General features: G+C 73.2%; 15 protein-coding genes, 1 tRNA gene and 1 pseudogene. 12 read left to right on the top strand and 5 right to left on the bottom strand.

What is annotated here, in order from left to right; genetic code table 11:
• The first annotated feature begins 52 nt into the window (after positions 1-52).
• Both IE177_RS27875 and IE177_RS27880 read left to right on the top strand, forming a co-directional pair.
• Positions 53-1666 carry an MFS transporter gene (locus tag IE177_RS27875; RefSeq protein ID WP_190018208.1) on the top strand — a complete coding sequence of 538 codons (1614 nt, stop codon included), beginning with the start codon at positions 53-55 and terminating at the stop codon, positions 1664-1666.
• 19 nt (positions 1667-1685) lie between these two features.
• Complete coding sequence (locus tag IE177_RS27880) at positions 1686-2951, top strand: glycosyltransferase (RefSeq protein ID WP_190018209.1); 1266 nt, start codon at positions 1686-1688, stop codon at positions 2949-2951.
• On the opposite strand, the gene IE177_RS27885 is transcribed toward IE177_RS27880, so the two are convergent.
• Both IE177_RS27885 and IE177_RS27890 read right to left on the bottom strand, forming a co-directional pair.
• Positions 2920-4407, bottom strand: coding sequence for a sensor histidine kinase (locus IE177_RS27885; protein ID WP_190018210.1), 1488 nt, complete (start codon positions 4405-4407; stop codon positions 2920-2922). The two genes, IE177_RS27880 and IE177_RS27885, sit on opposite strands and share 32 nt — an antisense overlap.
• Before the next feature lie 25 nt (positions 4408-4432).
• Positions 4433-5137: a response regulator transcription factor gene (locus tag IE177_RS27890; protein WP_190018211.1), complete on the bottom strand. Its 705-nt coding sequence runs from the start codon at positions 5135-5137 to the stop codon at positions 4433-4435.
• A 565-nt stretch (positions 5138-5702) separates the two neighbouring features.
• Between IE177_RS27890 and IE177_RS27895 the strand changes: the two genes are divergently transcribed.
• From IE177_RS27895 to IE177_RS27935, 9 genes and pseudogenes are all read left to right on the top strand, one after another.
• Entirely contained in the window at positions 5703-6167 is a 465-nt protein-coding gene (locus IE177_RS27895) for an SRPBCC family protein (protein ID WP_190018212.1), read from the top strand.
• 416 nt (positions 6168-6583) lie between these two features.
• Complete coding sequence (locus tag IE177_RS27900; protein ID WP_190018213.1) at positions 6584-7717, top strand: acyl-CoA dehydrogenase family protein; 1134 nt, start codon at positions 6584-6586, stop codon at positions 7715-7717.
• A 168-nt stretch (positions 7718-7885) separates the two neighbouring features.
• Positions 7886-8977, top strand: coding sequence for an SDR family oxidoreductase (locus tag IE177_RS27905; protein WP_190018214.1), 1092 nt, complete (start codon positions 7886-7888; stop codon positions 8975-8977).
• Positions 8974-10230, top strand: coding sequence for an aspartate aminotransferase family protein (locus IE177_RS27910; protein WP_190018215.1), 1257 nt, complete (start codon positions 8974-8976; stop codon positions 10228-10230). Before IE177_RS27905 ends, IE177_RS27910 begins: the two co-directional genes overlap by 4 nt.
• A complete protein-coding gene (locus IE177_RS27915) occupies positions 10218-10709 on the top strand; it encodes a type II toxin-antitoxin system RatA family toxin (RefSeq protein WP_190018216.1) in 492 nt (163 codons plus the stop codon). The genes IE177_RS27910 and IE177_RS27915 overlap by 13 nt, the downstream gene beginning before the upstream one ends.
• Positions 10706-11254 carry a flavin reductase family protein gene (locus IE177_RS27920; RefSeq protein WP_229816309.1) on the top strand — a complete coding sequence of 183 codons (549 nt, stop codon included), beginning with the start codon at positions 10706-10708 and terminating at the stop codon, positions 11252-11254. The genes IE177_RS27915 and IE177_RS27920 overlap by 4 nt, the downstream gene beginning before the upstream one ends.
• A 46-nt stretch (positions 11255-11300) precedes the next feature.
• The gene (locus IE177_RS27925; RefSeq protein ID WP_229816310.1) at positions 11301-12146 is read left to right on the top strand and encodes an SDR family oxidoreductase; all 846 of its coding nucleotides are present in this window, start codon (positions 11301-11303) and stop codon (positions 12144-12146) included.
• Positions 12143-12865 (top strand): sterol desaturase family protein, encoded by a 723-nt coding sequence (locus IE177_RS27930; protein WP_229816311.1) that lies wholly within the window; start codon positions 12143-12145, stop codon positions 12863-12865. Before IE177_RS27925 ends, IE177_RS27930 begins: the two co-directional genes overlap by 4 nt.
• A 175-nt stretch (positions 12866-13040) precedes the next feature.
• A pseudogene (locus IE177_RS27935) lies at positions 13041-14207 on the top strand (nitric oxide synthase oxygenase); the annotation flags it as partial.
• Positions 14208-14304: 97 nt separating this feature from the next.
• Here the strand turns inward: IE177_RS27935 and IE177_RS27940 are convergent.
• Together IE177_RS27940 and IE177_RS27945 are read right to left on the bottom strand one after the other, a co-directional pair.
• Positions 14305-14392: transfer RNA gene (locus IE177_RS27940), tRNA-Leu, on the bottom strand.
• A 186-nt stretch (positions 14393-14578) separates the two neighbouring features.
• Complete coding sequence (locus tag IE177_RS27945) at positions 14579-15526, bottom strand: beta-ketoacyl-ACP synthase III (protein ID WP_190018218.1); 948 nt, start codon at positions 15524-15526, stop codon at positions 14579-14581.
• Positions 15527-15738: 212 nt separating this feature from the next.
• On the opposite strand from IE177_RS27945, the gene fdhD reads away from it, so the two are divergent.
• Entirely contained in the window at positions 15739-16605 is an 867-nt protein-coding gene (gene fdhD, locus IE177_RS27950) for a formate dehydrogenase accessory sulfurtransferase FdhD (protein WP_190018219.1), read from the top strand.
• A 65-nt stretch (positions 16606-16670) separates the two neighbouring features.
• On the opposite strand, the gene IE177_RS27955 is transcribed toward fdhD, so the two are convergent.
• Positions 16671-17198: an isochorismatase family protein gene (locus IE177_RS27955; protein WP_190018220.1), complete on the bottom strand. Its 528-nt coding sequence runs from the start codon at positions 17196-17198 to the stop codon at positions 16671-16673.
• Positions 17199-17212 lie beyond the last annotated feature (14 nt).

The raw sequence follows: 17212 nt of genomic DNA on the forward strand, positions 1-17212 counted from the left end.
TGCCCACGTCACGTCCGGTCTCCTCACCCCGTCCCCCCTCGGAGTTCCTGAGATGGTCGAACACGTCACGGCCCAGGCGGCCCCGCCCGGCACCGCGCCCGAGTCCGCGTCCCGCGTGCGGCCCGGCAAGTGGTGGATGCTCGGCGCGGTCTCGGTGGCCACCTTCATGCTGCTGCTCGACGTCACCGTGGTGAACGTGGCGCTTCCGGACATCCAGCGATCCCTGGACTCCAGCTTCTTCGACCTGCAGTGGGTCATCGACGCCTACGCCCTCACCCTCGCCGTCTTCCTGCTCGCCGCGGGCACCCTCGCCGACCAGCTCGGCCGCAGGCGCGTCTTCGTGGTCGGCCTCGGGATCTTCACGGTCGCGTCCCTGGCGTGCGGCCTGGCCGGCACCCCGCTGGTGCTGAACCTGGCGCGCGGCGTGGAGGGAGTGGGCGGCGCGGTGATGTACGCGGTCGCGCCGGCGCTGATCGCCCACGACTTCCACGGCAGGCAGCGCGCCGTCGCCTTCGGGATCTCCGGCGGTGTCACCGGCCTGGCCGTCGCCGTCGGACCGCTGCTGGGCGGCGCGCTCACCGCGGTCAGCTGGCGGTGGATCTTCCTGCTGAACGTGCCGATCGGCGTCCTGGTCACCGCCGTCATGCTCACCCGGGTCGCCGAGTCGAGGGACCCGGACCGCAAGCGCATCGACTGGCCGGGGCTCGCCGTGTTCTCGGTGGCGCTCACCATGCTCGTCTTCGCGCTCATCCGGGGAGAGGCCGAGGGCTGGACCGATCCGCTGATCCTCGGGCTGTTCACCGGCGCCGGTGTGCTGCTGCCGGTCTTCGTGCTGATCGAGCGCAGGCGGCGGGATCCGATGCTCGACCTCGGCCTGTTCCGCATCCGCTCCTACAACGGCCTGGCGATCGCGACCGTCGCGGCCAACGCGGCGCTGATGACGGCCATCCTCTTCCAGGTCCTGTACATGCAGTACGTCCTCGGCTTCTCGGCGTACGCCACCGGTGTGCGTTATCTCCCGCTGACCCTCGCGGTGTTCGTCGCGGCCGCCGTGTCGGGCGCCGTGGCCGACCGCCTTCCGGCCCGGCTGCTCGTCGGCCTCGGCTGTGTGTCGCTCGGCCTCGGCATGCTGGCCGCCGACGGTGTCACCGCGCACTCCCCGTGGACCGACCTCCTTCCGGGCATGCTGCTCGCCGGCTTCGGGATGGGCGTGTTCAACCCGGTGCGGGCGTCCGTCGCCGTGGCGCTGGTGCCGGACGCGAAGGCGGGCATGTCCTCCGGGATGAGCGAAACCTTCCAGCAGGGCGGCGTCGCACTGGGCGTGGCCGCGCTCGGCTCGGTGGCGCACAGCAGGATGAGCAGCGACTTCTCGGCGGCGGTGACCGCCTCCCACCAGTTCCCCGGCAAGGTCGCGGACCAGCTCGCGGAGGCGGTCGCGGCGGGCCGGCTGACCGAGGTGGCGGGCGCGGTCCCGCCCGCCCGTCGCGCGTTCGTGGCCGGCGCGGCCAACGACGCGTTCGTCGCGGGCCTCGACCTCGTCATGCGGGTCGGGGGCATCGTCGCCATCGTCGGCGGTGTGCTCGGCTTCGCCCTCATGCGCCGGCGCGACTTCCCCGAGCACGGCACGCCGGACCCCGAGCACAACACCCCTGTGATCACGAGCTGATGAGCGGAGAGGTTCTGTCATGAGCCGGTTTCTCTTCTACACCGCACCCGGCAGCGGCCACGTGTACCCCCTGATACCCACCCTTCACGAGCTGCGGCGCCGAGGACACGACGCGGTCGTCTGCGCCGAGGAGCCCCTGCTGGACACGCTGCGGCAGCAGGGCTTCACGGCGCGGCCCATCGCGCCTCAGATCGAGGCGCGCGAGGACGACACCTGGAAGGCCCGCACCCCGATCGGCGCTCTGCGGCGCTCGGTCGCCATGTACGTCGACCGGGCCCGGTACGAGGTCTCCGACATCCGCGAGGCCGTGGCGGAGGTGCGGCCCGACGCGATCGCCCTGGACAACAACTGCTGGGGCGCCGCGGCCGCCGCCCAGGCGTCCGGCCTTCCCTGGGCACAACTGGCCACGTTCCTGCTGCCGTTGACCACCCGGGACGCACCGCCGTTCGGGCTGGGGCTCAAGCCCGCGGCCGGATGGCCGGGCCGGCTGCGTGACGAGCTGCTGCGGCAGGGCGCCGTCCCGCTGTTCGACATCGCGCTGCCGCCCGTGAACCGGCTGCGGCGGAGCCTGGGCCTGCCGAAGGTGAAGCACGTACCGGACCTCTACATGACGGCGCCGCTGGTCCTGTCGTACACCGCGGAGCCGCTGGAGTACCCGCGCACCCAGCTCCCGCCGTCGGTGCGGATGGTCGGCCCGAGCAGCTGGGACACCGCCCAGGACGAGGAGGAGCCGGCCTGGCTGGCGGCGATCGAGCGGCCGATCGTGCTGGTCACGGTCTCCACGGTGTTCCAGGACGACTCCAAGCTCATCCGGGCCGCCCTGGACGCGCTGGCGGACGAGCCGTACGAGGTCGTCGTCACGACGGCGTCGGTCGATCCGGACAGCTTCCGCGCTCCGGCCAACGCCCACCTGATGAGGTACGTCCCGCACAGCATGGTGCTGCGGCGGGCCGCCGCCGTCGTGTGCCACGGCGGCATGGGCATCACCCAGAAGTCGCTGCTGGCCGGGGTGCCCGTGTGCGTGGTGCCGTTCGGGCGTGACCAGTTGGAGGTCGCCCGCCGGGTCGAGCTGTCCGGCGCCGGGACGCGGCTGCTCCCCGGCCGGCTGACTCCGGAGAGGCTGCGCCGGGCGGTGCGCGCCGCGGTCGCGAAGAAGCCGCAGGCCGAGCACGTGGCGGCCCGGCTGCGCGGCGCGGGCGGCGCCGTCGCCGCGGCGGCCGAGCTGGAGAAGCTGCTGGACGCGGGCAACGTCGTCAACCTGGGTTCTCCCGGCCGGCGGCGATGACGGCGGGGCCGGCCGGGCGGCGCCCGTCGGGGCCCTGCCCGGCCCGGTCCGCGCGCGCGAGTGCCGAGGCAGGCACGAGCCGGGGCAGCACCGCACGCGCGATCAGGCCGTGCGGGTGGGCGTCCCGCAGTTCCAGCCGCGCGTCGGCGGCGGCCAGCAGGGCGGTCGCGATGGCCAGGCCGAGGCCGGATCCCTTCCGGCGGTCGGGCTGACGGCCCCGCCAGAACCGGTCGGCCGCCCGGCGCTTGTCGGCGTCCGGCAGGCCCGGCCCCTCGTCCTCGACCTCCACGTACACCGAGGTGTCGTCGCAGCGGGTGCGCACGGTGATCCGGCCGGCCGGCGGGGAGAAGCCGATGGCGTTGTCCAGCAGGACGTCGAGGACCTGGTCCAGGACGCCGGGCAGGCAGGTCGCAGCGGCCCGGCGGCCGTGGACCGCGATGGTGATGTCCGCCCGCGCCGCCCGGTCGCTCCACGCCTGTGCGCGTGCCTCCGCGACGGAGCGGACCTCCACCGTGGTGGCGCCCGAGTCGTCCGCCGAGGCGTTGGCCAGCGTCAGGAGTTCGTCGAGGATGCGGCTGAGCCGGTCCGCCTCGGCGACGGCCACCGTGAGGCTCTCGCGGCCCGCGGCGGGCACGAGCGGCTCGAGCGCCTCGACGCGCAGGCGCAGCGCGGTCAGCGGATTGCGCATCTGGTGGGAGACGTCGGCGACGAAGCTGCGCTGCGCCTCGAGCACGGACACCAGGCGGGCGGTCACCGGGCGTCCCTCGGTGGCCAGTTCGGCGATGCCCGCGTCGGGGCCGTCCTGGCCGTCCTCCGCCCGCACGTGGTGCTCGCCGCTGCGGATGCGGCGGACGGCCGCCTGCAGTTGCCGGGTGGGGCTGAGGGACCAGCGCAGGAGGGGGACGGCGACGAGGGCGGAAACGAGCGGCGCGGCCAGGGCGACCGCGAGGAACAGCGGTGCTTCGTCCGCCACTTGGGCCGCGAGGGAGCGGGGCGGGGTGGCGGTGACCACCGCTCCGGCCGGTTCGCCCTGCCGTAGGACCGGTTCCGCCACGCAGACCGGCCGTGCGCCGGTGAGGAGGGGCCGTCCGGGCGGCACACCGCTCCGTCCCGCCAGGGCGTCGTCCAGGACCTCCCGGCACTCCGGCCCGCCGTCCAGGCGGGTTCCGGGACGCGAGCCGTACACCTGCCGCCCCCGGGCGTCGAACAGCAGCACCGTCGCCCCGTGCCGGCGGCTGTAGGCGTCGGCTTCGTCGCGCCAGGCTCTGCTGGGGCCCGGGCCGACGGTCACGGACTCGGCCTGCGCGGCCGAGGCCAGGGCGGACGACTCGGTCATCCGGCGGATCACCAGCTGCTGGTGGTCACTTCTGGCCAGGGCGAACGCGAGCGGCAACTCCGTGCCCAGCAGGAGGACGGCCGTGAAGAGGAGGTACGTGATCAGCAGACGGCGGCACACTAGGGGCGCACCCCCACGGCCGTGGTCATGACGCCGTCACGGCGGCGCCGAGGCGGAAGCCGACGCCGCGTGAGGTCTCGATCCACCGGTACGACCCGAGCTTCTGCCGCAGCGCACCGATGTGGACGTCCAGGGTGCGCGTGGAGCCGTACCAGTTCTCGTCCCACACCCGGGAGATGATGTCCTGGCGGGTGTGGACCTTCTCGGGCTCCTCCATCAGCATCGCGAGCAGGTCGAACTCCTTGCGCGTGAGCTGGACGGGCCTGCCGTTCAGGGTGACGTCCCGGCTGCGCGGGTCCAGGGACAGGGGCCCGGCGGTGACCACCTCCGGCGTGTCCTGGCAGGACGGTGCGGAGCCTGGAGAGCCGGCCCCGCAGCGGCAGACCCGGCGGGTGACCGCCTCCATCCGCGCGCGTAACTCGTGCACGGAATACGGTTTGGTGACGTAGTCGTCCGCTCCGGCGTGCAGGGCCAGAACCCTGTCGATCTCCTCGGTCCGGGCCGTGAGGACGATGATCGGTACATGACTGGCGGCCCGTATCCGCTTGCACACCTCCAGGCCGTCGAGGTCCGGAAGTCCCAGGTCGAGGAGGACCAGGTCGAAGCCCTCCAGATCGGCCAGCGCCTCCGTCGCGGTGGAGACGGGAACGATGTCGTTGCCCTGTTGGTGCAGCACGGTGCTCAGCGCATCGGCCACGTGCTCGTCGTCCTCGATCAGCAAAACACGCATGAATCCCCCTGAAGAGCTGCGGATATACGGGACGCAAACCGCACAACAGCTCGCCTCAATGCGTAACGCGTCAATTCAGTTGTGCGCGCCCGGCCTCGCCACTGCGGAAGAATGGATGCCGAATGAGTGAATTCGAGAAAGTACAGGCGGCAACCCTGCGGACGAATGGTCGGGTGCGCGCCGCCCAGACAATGCCATGAGCGCATGTCGGGACAGCCACGAGCTGTCCGGAACCACCGCTTCGATCCCCACTCGACCCCTCCACGAATTGGGACCGGATTACAGTAGCATGCGGGTGCGAAAAGTGTCCCTCGATCCGCCACTTCAGCGAGCCGGCCGTGATCTCGCACGGCCGCTCGTGCACTGCTCCGAGCACGGGTGTGACGGCCTCCCATCGTGAAAGGAACTTTTCATGAATCTGAATTCTGCCTGCCGATTCTCTGCATTCCGGGCCGCTAGTGTTCGGTGAGACACCACCGCGCGCGCTGACCGGCACCTTCCGCACCGGCCCCGGGGCCCGGGCGTCCGGGTGCGAAGGAGAGTGACCGGTCCCGGGAGGAGCGGCATGCGTCAGTCGGCGATAGTGGGGAGCGTCGAGATACTGGCCTCCCCGGCCACGGTGTACCGCCTGATCACGGATCTCTCCGCGTGGAGCAGGTTCGCCGTCGAGACGCGGATACCGCCCAGCGCCCTTCCCCGCGAGCTCGTGCCCGGGACGACGTTCCACGCGTGGAACCGCATCGGCCCGTGGCGGTGGCGCACGACCACGACCGTGCTGCAGGCGGAGCCGTTCCGGACCGTCGCCTTCATGGTGAAGTCGTTCGGCAGGCCGGTGTCCGCCTGGCGCTACGACATCGTGCCGACCGCACGCGGCAGCCGTGTCACCGAGAGCACCCGCGATCTGCGCGGCGGCCTGATGCGCCTGCTCTCCGTGGCGGCCACCGGCGTCGTCGACCGCGACGCCCGCAACCGGCGCAACATCGTCCTCACCCTGGCGCGGCTCAGGGATGCGGCGGAGACGACGGCGTAGCCCCTCCCGCGGCGTGCCGGCGCCCGCCCCGCACACGGCGCGAACCGCGTCGACTCCGCCCGGCCTCGACTCCGCCCGGCCGCCCGGCTGCTTGGCCACCCGGCCGCTTGGCCACCCGGCCGCTTGGCCGCTTGGCCGCCTGGCCGCCTGGCCGCCTGGCCGCCTGGCCGCCTGGCCGCCTGGCCGCCCGAGCATCCCCGTACCCGCGCCCACCCCGCGCACGACGGGTCCTCAACCCCGGCCTGCCCTCCGCCCTGAACCCGGCCCTGCAACTTCAACCGGGGCCCAGCACAAGTGCAGTCCCCGGAGCGAAGTTCTGACGACTCCTTGCAGTCCGTCTGAAGTGCCGCTGCACCGCGGATGCATAGCGTGTGGTCCGTCGCGAGTTTGCCCACATGACGTGAGGACACGCGGATATGACATTCCTGGAAAACGAACGCACAGTCCTAGAAGACCTGCTTCCGGGTCTCGATCGGGCCCTGGCCTCCTCTTCCCTGGAGACCTGGGAGACGCCCGGAAACCCGGGGATCGGTGAATTCCGCAAGGCCGGCGGTCCCGCACTGCTGGTACCCACCGAACACGGCGGCAAGGGCGCCGACCTGCTGACCGCCGTACGGGTGCAGCGCGCGGTCGCCTCGCGCTCGCCCTCCCTGGCGGTCGCCACCACCATGCACCACTTCTCCACGGCCTCCCTGGTCGAGACCGCGGCCCACGGCAACGGCATGGAGTGGCTGCTCCTCGCGGCGATCGCCCAGGACAACCTGATCCTCGCCTCGGGCTTCGCCGAGGGCCGCACCGGGCAGGGCATCCTCGACCCCGCGATCACCGCGCGGGTGGAGGGGGACAAGGTCTGGCTGACGGGCTCCAAGAAGCCGTGCAGCCTCGCCCGGTCCATGAACCTGCTCACCACTTCCGTGGCCCTGCCCGACGAGGACGGCACACCGAGACTGGCCGTCGCGCTCGTCCCCGCGGAGGCCCCCGGTCTCGAGGTGCGCCCGTTCTGGAAGAGCCCGGTGCTGGCCGGCGCGGAGAGCGACGAGGTCGTGCTCACCGACGTCGAGGTCCCCGCCGACCTGCTCGTGCGCACCGGCGTCACCGCCGACGGCGAACTCGACCGCCTCAACACGGTCGGCTTCGTCTGGTTCGAGGCCCTGATGACCGCGAGCTACCTGGGCGCCGCCTCGGCCCTCGTCGAGCGCACCCTGGCGGGACCTCGGGTACCGGCCGCGATCCGGGCACAGGCCGGCACGGCCGCCGAGTCCGTCGCGCTGATGCTCGAAGGGCTGGCCGCGGAAGCGGCCGGCGGGGAGATCGGGCAGGACGTGCTCGCCCGGGCCCTGGTCTGCCGCTACGCCGCCCAGGACGCGATCGGCCGGGTGCTGGAGCTGTGCGTCGAGGCGCTGGGCGGCATGGCCTTCGTCTCCTCGGGTGACGTCGCCTACCTCAACTCGGCCTGCCGGGCCCTGGCCTTCCATCCGCCGTCCCGCACCCGGATGGCGGAACCGCTGGCCGAGTACTTCACCGGCGGCCCCCTGCGCATCCCGTCCTGAGCGGCCCGCCACACCGGCCGCCGCGTCCTTCAGCACCACCCGACCGTCCGCGGCTCCGGAGCGGTTCGCGCCGCACCGGCCGACGTCGTCCGACGTGCTGCCGCGACCGCCCGCACGGCACTTCCGTCGCGCTTCGTCCCTGCCGACCGACTCCCGAGGTGCACCATCGTGTCTTCTTCCCTTCCCACCGTCCTGCTCACCGGAGCCTCGGGCGTGCTCGGCACCGCTCTGCTGGCCGAACTCCCCGCCCGCTGCCGGGTCGTCGCCCTGATCCACCGCTCCCCCTGCCCGGCGGCCCACGAACAGCTCACCGGTGACGTCACCTCACCCGGGCTCGGCCTGGACCCGTCGGCGTACCGGGCGCTGGCCCGCAAGGTGGACGCCGTCGTGCACTGCGCCGCGGTCACCGAGTTCACCGGCGGCCCCGACGCCACCCGCACGACCAACGAGGCCGGCACCCGTGCCGTGACCGAGTTCGCGGCCGACGCCGGGGCGACCCTCTACCACGTCTCCACCGCGTTCGTCGCCCGGCACGAGCTGACCCGCTCACGGCTGGGCCGCGACACCGGGACGGCCGGCGCCCGGCCGGAGGACTACCTGGACTCCAAGCGGGCCGGCGAGGACGTCGTCCGCTCCGCAGGTCTCCCCTCGGTGATCATCCGGCCGTCGATCGTCGTCGGCGACTCCCGCACCGGGGACATCTCCGCCTTCCAGGGCCTGCACGGCATCCTGCTCTCGCTGATGCGCGGGCTGATGCCGCTGGTGCCGCTGCCGCCCGCGTCGCTCATCGACTTCGTGCCGCAGGACGTGGTGGCCCGCACGATCGCCGCGCTGATCGCCGAGGAGCGCCGCGAGGGCGAGGTGTGGGTGACCGCCGGACCACAGGCCCTGCGCGCGGACGAGGTGATGGCGGCGGTCGGCACCGCCTGCGCGGAACTCGGGCTGAACCCGGCGATGCCCCGGTTCGTCGGCCCCGACATGGTCGACCGGCTGATCCGGCCCGTCTTCCTGGCCGACGGGCTGCCCGAACGCACCCTGCGCCGGTTCGACGACATGCTGGCCATGACCGCCCTGTTCGCCGACGCCCCGGTCTTCCCGACCTCGCTGGGCGAGGTGCCGGGCGGGCCGGCGCCACTGACCCGGGCCGCGGTGGAGGCGGCGCTGCGCTCCTCCCTGCACCACCTCGCGCGGACCAAGCGCCTGGGCACCGCTTCCGGCCGCGCCGCACGCGGGCCCGTACCCGAGGGGGTGCCGGCATGACGGCGCCGGCTGCGTGCGAGACCTCGGCCGACGTCCTCACCGCCTACCGGCGCCACCTCGGCCGTGGCCGTGCCCGGCTGGCCTCGCTGACCGGCGGGGCGATGGAGACCGCCTCCTTCGGCGCACGCGTCGTCGACGCCGACGGCAGGGAGTACGTCGACTGCGGCGGCTACGGGGTCTTCCTGCTGGGCCACTGCCACCCCCGGGTCGTCGAGGCCGTCACCGATCAGGTGCGGCGCCATCCGCTGGCCACCCGCCTGCTGCTGGAGCCGGTGGCGGCCGGCGCGGCGACGGCGCTCGCCGGGGTGACCCCGCCCGGCCTGGACCGCGTCCACTTCGTCAACTCCGGCGCGGAGGCGACCGAGACGGCCGTCAAGCTGGCCCGCGCCCACGGACGGCACCGGCTCGTCTCCGCCGCCGGCGGCTACCACGGCAAGACCACGGGCGCCCTGGCACTGACCGCCAAGCCGCTCTACCAGGACCCCTTCCGTCCGCTGCTGCCCGCCGAACACGTCCCCTACGGCGACGCCGACGCCCTGGCCGCACGGCTCGCCGACGGGCCCCCGGCCTGCGTCGTCGTCGAACCCGTCCAGGGTGAGGGCGGGGTCGTTCTGCCGCCCCCCGGCTACCTGCGCCGGGTGCGGGAGCTGTGCGCCGAGCACGGTGCCTTCTTCGTCCTGGACGAGATCCAGACCGGCCTCGGCCGCCTGGGCACCTGGTGGGGCGCGGACGCCGAGGACGTACGGCCGGACATCCTGCTGGTCGGCAAGAACCTCAGCGGCGGGGTGATCCCGGTGGCCGCCGCGGTCGCCACCGCCGAGGCGTACGCGCCGTTCGACGCCGACCCCTTCCTGCACACCTCCACCTTCGCCGGCGCCCCCGTCGCCATGGCCGCCGCACGCGCCGCCGTGCGGGCCATCGACGAGGAGGGCCTGGTGGAGCGTGCCCGGCTGCTGGGCGCGGACGTCCTGGACCGGGTCCGCGAAGCCCTCGCACCACTCGGCGACGCGGTCGCCGACATCCGCGGCCGCGGCCTGCTCATCGGCATCGAGATGCGCGACGAGCGGCTGGCCGGCGAACTGGTCCTGCATCTGCTGGAGGCCGGACTGCTGGTCAACCACTCCCTCAACGCGCACAAAGTGGTGCGCCTGACCCCTCCGGCCGTCCTGACCCGGTGCGACCTCGACCGGATCTCCATGGCGTTCGCCACCGCGGCCGGCTCCATCGCGAAGGGACCGACATGCCCGAAGTGACCCTAGACGTCCGCATACCCGACAGCCAGGCCGAGAAGGTCTTCGACCGGCTGCGCGACTTCGCCGCCTATCCCGAGTTCACCGACGCCATCCGCGAGGTCCGCGTCACCGAGGTGGACGAGAACACGATCGACTCCGAGTGGTCGGCCAACTTCCGCAACGGGGTGCTGTGCTGGAGTGAGCGCGACCGCATCGACCCGGCCGCCCTCACCATCGAGTTCGCCCAGATCGACGGTGACTTCGCGTGCTTCGACGGCGGCTGGTACGTCGAGCAGGACGGCACCGCGACCACCGTCCGTTTCGCCGCCGTGTTCGACCTGGGCATCCCGAGTCTCGCCGCCCTGATCGACCCCATCGCGACCCGTACCCTCCTCGACACCATCGGGCTGATCGCGCGCGGCCTGTTCGGCTCCGACGTCACCCTGCACGAGCCGGAGCGGGTCACCACGGGCGCGGTCGGCGAGGGCGGCCGGCCGTGACCTGGCGTCTGCCGGCCGCGCTCCCGCCGCTGCCCGATCCCCCACGCGCACCCACCGCCGTCTTCCCGCGCCCGTCGCAGCAGGAGTTCCGGGACGTGCTGGCGCACCTGCCCGCGGGCGTCAGCGTCCTCACGACCGACGGGGCGCACGGCCCCGCCGGCCTGACCGCCAGCGCCGTGTGCTCCCTGTCCGTGGAGCCGCCCCTGCTGCTGGCCTGCGTCGACAATCGCAGCCGCACGCTGGCCCGTCTCCTCGACCACGGCACGTTCGCGGTCAACGTGCTGCGCCGGGACCAGACGGACGTCGCCAGGGCGTTCGCCGACCCCGGCACCGGCCAGGACGACCGGTTCGCCATGGTCCCGCACCGGCGTGCGGAGCAGGGCGCGATCGTCTTCGACGACGCGCTCGCCTGGCTCTCCTGCCGGGTGCAGGACACCTTCCCCGGCGGTGACCACACCATCGTCACCGGCCGCGTCCAGGCCCTCTCCCACACGCATGGCGAGCCGCTCGTCTGGCACCAGCGCGGCTTCCGCGGTCTCGCCTGACCCCGTTCCCCGTTCCGCAAGCCCCCGCCCCAGCACAGGAGGACACGTGCCCAGGAACCTCACCGACAAGGTGGTCGCCATCACCGGCGGCAGCCGCGGCATCGGCCGCGCCACCGCCGAGCTGTTCGTACGCCAGGGCGCCAAGGTGGCCATCGGCGCCCGCAACCTCGACGTCGCCGCCAAGGTCGCCGAGGACATCGGGGCCCGCGCCTACCAGCTCGACGTGACCGTCCCCGACTCCGTCCAGCAGTTCTGGACGATGGTCGAGGCAGAGCTCGGCCCCGTCGACATCCTCGTCAACAACGCGGGCGAGATGATCGTCAGCCGCTTCGAGCACGAGTCCGACGAGGCCACGCTGCACCAGATCCAGGTCAACCTGCTCGGCACCCTCAACGGGATGAAGACGGCCATCGGCCCGATGCGCGAGCGCGGCCACGGCCACATCATCAACATGGTGTCGGCCGTGGGCATGGTCGGCCTGCCCGGCTGCGCCACCTACTCCGCCGCCAAGCACGGAGTGGTGGGCCTGTCCGAAGCGGTACGGGCCGAACTGCGCGGATCCGGGGTGGACCTGTCCATCGTGCTGCCCATCCCCGCCCAGACCGAGCTGACCTCCGGCGTCGGCAGGGGCCGTTTCGTCCCGCTGCTCACCGCCCAGGACATCGCGGGCGCCGTGCTGCGCACCGCCCGCCGTCCCGTCTACAACCGGTACGTGCCCGGCTGGACCAACCCGGTCACCCGCTCGCTGTTCCTGCTGCCCCAGCCGTGGCGGGACGCGATGGGCCGGCTGCTCAAGGCGGACCAGCTGCTGCACACCACCGACTTCCAGGCCCGCGCCGCCTACGAGTCCCGGCTCGGCCACAGCACGCGGCGCCGAGGGGCGGCGCTGTGACCGCTCCGACCAGGCTGCCGTTCGTCGAAAGGGTCCTGACCAGGCGTGCGTCCGGCCGCCGGTCCGCGCCGACCAAGGGCGCGGTCCGACGGGGCAACGCCCCCTCCATCACCGGCAGCGCCCTGCTGGACCGGATCATCCACGTCCACCCCGCCACCACCGTCGCCATGTTCGCCCCGGTCGCCGCCGTCGGCACCGCGGTCGCCGTGGGCAAGGACGGCGGCTGGTCCCTGGCCGGCTGGGGCCTGGCCGGGTACGTCGCCTGGACGCTGTCCGAGTACTGGGGACACCGGATCGTCCTGCACTACGAGCCCGAGCGCGGCTTCGGCGCCAAGCTCCACTACATCCTGCACGGCGTCCACCACGACTACCCGCAGGACGCCCGCCGTTCCATCCTCAGCCCGCTGCTGAGCGTGCCCATGGTCGGCGCCACGTTCTACCTCGCCAGCGGGGTGGGCGACCTGCCGCTGACGTTCGGCGCCGGGTACACCGTCGGCTACCTCGCCTACGACCTGTTCCACCTCTACCTGCACCACGGCAAGCCGAAGAACCGGCTGCTGCGCACCCTGCGCGAGTACCACATGCGCCATCACTTCCGGGACGACACCAAGGGGTTCGGGATCAGCGCCCCCTACTGGGACGAGCTGTTCGGCACCTCCATCGCCCGGATCCCGCGCGCCGGGCAGACCGCCGGCGTCACCCCGGGCCGCGCCGCCTGACCGCGCCCGCCCCGCCGCGTGGGCGCCCGCGCTCCGTGCCGGTACCGCGCCCCGTCGCCGATGCCCAGGTGCCGGCGGCCGGGCGCGGGCGCGCCACCACGGCGGGGCGGCCGCGGGCCGCCGCACCGCTCACCGTCGCCCCGGGCCAGGTGTGCCCCCTTCTGAGGACGAGGCCATGAACCATTCCGACACCCTGCCGCAGACCCTCCCGCGGCTCGGGCCCGCCCCCACCGGATCCCCGCACGGCCGTCCCGCCGCGCGCCTCGCCGGAGCCGGCACCGGCCGCGTCGACCTCGCCGAGGCCGAGGACTTCGTGCGGCTCCACCACCGCGAGCACCCCGACCAGCCGCACTCGCTGCTCACCCGGCTCCTGGAGATCCGCCGGGAGATCGACGAGACCGGCACCTACCGGCACACCCACGACGAACTCGTCTTCGGCGCCCGCGTGGCCTGGCGCAACAGCAGCCGGTGCATCGGCCGGCTGTACTGGAACAGCCTGCGGGTCCTGGACCGGCGCGCCGCCACGACGCCCGAGGAGATCCACCGGCACCTGGTCACCCACCTGCACGAGGGGACCAACGCCGGACGCATCCGCCCGACCATCTCCGTCTTCGCCCCGGACACGCCCGGCCGCCCCGGTCCGCGGGTCTGGAACGACCAGCTCATCCGGTACGCCGGGTACCGGCAGGGCGACGGCGGTGTCGTCGGCGACCCGGCCTACACCGACTTCACGCGGCTCGTCCGCACGATGGGCTGGGACGCGCCCGGCGGCCCCTTCGACGTGCTGCCGCTGATCGTCCAGACCCACGACACCCCGCCCCGGCTCTTCGACGTGCCGGCCGACGCCGTGCTGGAAGTGCCGCTGAGCCATCCCGAGCACGCGTGGTTCGCCGATCTGGGGCTGCGCTGGCACGCCCTGCCGGCCATCTCGAACATGCGGTTGAGCATCGGCGGCGTCGACTATCCCCTCGCCCCCTTCAACGGCTGGTACATGGGGACCGAGATCGGGGCCCGCAACCTGGTCGACGAGGACCGCTACGACCTGCTGCCGCTGGTCGCCGCCCGGCTGGGCCTGGACACCGGCAGCGAGACCACCCTGTGGCGCGACCGCGCCCTGGTCGAGCTCAACGTCGCTGTCCTGCACTCCTTCACCGAGGCGGGCGTCCGGATCAGCGACCACCACACCGAGTCCCGCCGCTTCCTCACCCACCTGGAGAAGGAGGAGCGCGCGGGCCGGACGGTCCCGGCCGACTGGTCGTGGATCGTGCCTCCGGTGTCCGGCGGGATCACCCCGGTCTTCCACCGCTACTACGACGAGACGGACCAGCGCCCGGCCTTCCACCTGACCGACGAGGCACGGGCACTGGGACGGGGCCACTGCCCGTACTCGGGGGACGCCCTGGGAATGCGAAAGACCCCTGACGCGCAGGGGTCCCAGCTGGTGTCCGAGGGGGGACTTGAACCCCCACGCCCGATAAAGGGCACTAGCACCTCAAGCTAGCGCGTCTGCCATTCCGCCACCCGGACAAGGTGTCTGCCGCCTTGCGCGGGGTGTTCCCCGCGGCGACATGGACAACAATACCAAGGTTTCGGAGTGCGTTTCACCTGCGTATCCGTCCGGCGGACGGCGGCCCGGGGGATCCGGAGCGCCGCCGTCCGCGAGGCGCTGACGGTACGCGAGCGTCCGCGCACCCCACGTCGTGGCGCCGGGCCTCAGGGGCAGCGCACGACCTGGCCGGCGTACGAGAGGTTGCCGCCGAAGCCGAACAGCAGCACCGGGTCGCCGCTGCGCAGCGCCCCCTGTTCGAGCAGCTTGGAGAAGGCGAGCGGGATGCTGGCGGCGGAGGTGTTGCCGGAGTCGGTGACATCGCGGGCGATCACGGCGTTGACGGCGCCGATCTTGCCGGCCAGCGGTTCGATGATGCGCAGGTTGGCCTGGTGCAGGACGACTCCGGCGAGGTCCTCGGGGGCCACGCCGGCCTTGTCGCAGGCGCTGCGGGCGATGGCAGGCAGCCGGGTGGTGGCCCAGCGGTAGACGCTCTGGCCCTCCTGCGCGAACCGGGGCGGCGTGCCCTCGATCCGCACCGCGTGCCCCATCTCGGGCACCGACCCCCACAGCACCGGCCCGATGCCGGGCTCCCGGCCCGGCGCGCAGGCCTCGACGACGGCGGCACCGGCGCCGTCGCCGACCAGGACACAGGTGCTGCGGTCGCTCCAGTCGGTGACCTCGGACATCTTGTCGGCGCCGATGACCAGCGCCCGGGTGGCGGCGCCCGCGCGGACCGTGTGGTCAGCTGTGGCGAGGGCGTGGGTGAAGCCGGCGCAGACGACGTTGACGTCCATCGCGGCCGGCTGCGGGATGCCGAGGCGGGCGGCCACCCGGGCGGCGGTGTTCGGGGAGCGGTCGACGGCGGTGGAGGTGGCCACCAGCACCAGGTCGATGTCGCCGGGCGCCAGCCCCGCGGCGGCGAGGGCCTTGGCGGCGGCGTGCGCGGCCAGCTCGTCCACCGGCTCGTCGGGCCCGGCGATGTGGCGGGTCCGGATGCCCACCCGGCTGCGGATCCACTCGTCACTGGTGTCGACCATGCCGGCCAGGTCTTCGTTGGTGAGCACCCTGGCGGGCTGGTAGTGACCGACGGCGGCGATACGCGTGCCGTTCATGGCGGGGGTCCCCCTCGTTGCCGTGAGTAGCGTGGGCCTCAGTCTGTTCAGTGACTCGCGGGTACGACGGCAGGTGACACCACAGGAATCGGGCGTCCGAGTTGTCGGCTTCCCTCAGACGTCACGGGACGCGCGGGCGGCTGTGGGGCGGCGAGGGGTGTGCAGGACAATGAGATCGTCAGGGCACACAGAGAACCGGGGCTGATCAGGACATGGGACGAGTCACGGAACGACGCAGGGTCCTCCGCATCCGGGACGGGGCGGTCTCCACCCGGCCGGACACGCTCGTCGCCGAGGAGCCCCTGGAGATCCGGCTCAACGGCAGACCGCTCGCGATCACCATGCGCACCCCGGGCGACGACTTCGCGCTGGCGGCGGGCTTCCTGGTGAGCGAGGGCGTGCTGGCGGCCGCGTCCGACCTGCGCAACATCGTCTACTGCGCGGGGGCCACGTCGGACGGTTCGAACACGTACAACGTGGTCGACGTGAGCACCGCGCCGGGCGTCGTCCTGCCGGAGTTCGGCCTGGAGCGGAACGTCTACACCTCCTCCTCGTGCGGGCTGTGCGGCAAGGCCAGCCTGGACGCGGTCCGCACCACGACCCGCTGGCCGATCGCCGACACTCCCCCGGTCCGCGTCACCCCCGGGCTGCTGGCGTGCCTGCCCGAGCGGCTGCGGGCGGCCCAGCGGGTGTTCGACCGGACCGGCGGCCTGCACGCGGCGGCCCTGTTCACCGAGGACGGGGAGCTGCTGGACACGAGGGAGGACGTGGGCCGGCACAACGCGGTCGACAAGCTGGTCGGGCGGGCGCTGCAGAACGGTGACCTGCCGCTGTCCCGGACGATCCTCATGGTGTCCGGCCGGGCCTCGTTCGAGCTGGCGCAGAAGGCCGTGATGGCGGGCGTCCCGGTGCTGGCGGCGGTGTCGGCGCCGTCGTCGCTGGCGGTGGACCTGGCGGCGGAGACCGGTCTGACGCTGGTGGGCTTCCTGCGGGGCGGCTCGATGAACGTGTACGCGGGCGAGGACCGGATCGCCCTGCCCGAGGCGGCCCCGGGGACTGAGCCGGCTTCCCGGAGCTGAGCCGGCTTCCCGAGCTGAGCCGGCCCCCGGAGCCGGGCCGGCTCCCCGCCGGTGTGCCGCGCGGTTCAGCCGGCAGGGAACCGCAGCCGGGAGGCGGTCACGACGGTCCCCAGGCGCGGGAAGTCGAGCCGGACGGTCGCCTCGTGCTCGGCGGCGGTGAACGCGGCCATCGTGTCCTCGGCGAAGACCAGCTCGTAGCCGAGGTCGGCGGCGGCGCGGGCGGTGGACTCCACGCCGAGGTTGGTGGCGACACCGCCCAGGACCAGCGTGGTGACGCCGAGTGCGCGCAGCCGCTCGTCGAGGCCGGTGCCCTGGAAGGCGCCGAGGGTCCGCTTGACCACCTCCAGGTCGCCGTCCCTCAGCAGGCCGGGCACCAGGCCGCTGCCGGGCGGCTGTTCGGCGACGGCGGGGCGTTCGACCCGGACGAGGACGACGGGCGCCCCGGCGGCGCGGAAGGCGGCCGCCAGCCCCTCGGCGTTCGCCAGTGCTTCGGCGCCCTTCCGGGGTTCCAGGGGCAGCGCGACGATACGTTCCATCAGATCGACGAGGACCAGGGCGGTGCGCCGTGGGTCGAGCACGTGGGCTGCGGTCATGACGGAACGTTAAC

The organism is Streptomyces lucensis JCM 4490, from assembly GCF_014650035.1.
Classification (GTDB): domain Bacteria; phylum Actinomycetota; class Actinomycetes; order Streptomycetales; family Streptomycetaceae; genus Streptomyces; species Streptomyces lucensis.

What these genes read in the sequence shown, in the direction of transcription:
- IE177_RS27875 (WP_190018208.1), top strand. Translation starts at nt 53, where the DNA reads ATGGTCGAACACGTCACGGCCCAGGCGGCCCCGCCCGGCACCGCGCCC.
- IE177_RS27880 (WP_190018209.1), top strand. Translation starts at nt 1,686, where the DNA reads ATGAGCCGGTTTCTCTTCTACACCGCACCCGGCAGCGGCCACGTGTAC.
- IE177_RS27890 (WP_190018211.1), bottom strand. Translation starts at nt 5,137, where the DNA reads ATGCGTGTTTTGCTGATCGAGGACGACGAGCACGTGGCCGATGCGCTG.
- IE177_RS27895 (WP_190018212.1), top strand. Translation starts at nt 5,703, where the DNA reads ATGCGTCAGTCGGCGATAGTGGGGAGCGTCGAGATACTGGCCTCCCCG.
- IE177_RS27900 (WP_190018213.1), top strand. Translation starts at nt 6,584, where the DNA reads ATGACATTCCTGGAAAACGAACGCACAGTCCTAGAAGACCTGCTTCCG.
- IE177_RS27910 (WP_190018215.1), top strand. Translation starts at nt 8,974, where the DNA reads ATGACGGCGCCGGCTGCGTGCGAGACCTCGGCCGACGTCCTCACCGCC.
- IE177_RS27915 (WP_190018216.1), top strand. Translation starts at nt 10,218, where the DNA reads ATGCCCGAAGTGACCCTAGACGTCCGCATACCCGACAGCCAGGCCGAG.
- IE177_RS27945 (WP_190018218.1), bottom strand. Translation starts at nt 15,526, where the DNA reads ATGAACGGCACGCGTATCGCCGCCGTCGGTCACTACCAGCCCGCCAGG.
- fdhD (WP_190018219.1), top strand. Translation starts at nt 15,739, where the DNA reads ATGGGACGAGTCACGGAACGACGCAGGGTCCTCCGCATCCGGGACGGG.
- IE177_RS27955 (WP_190018220.1), bottom strand. Translation starts at nt 17,198, where the DNA reads ATGACCGCAGCCCACGTGCTCGACCCACGGCGCACCGCCCTGGTCCTC.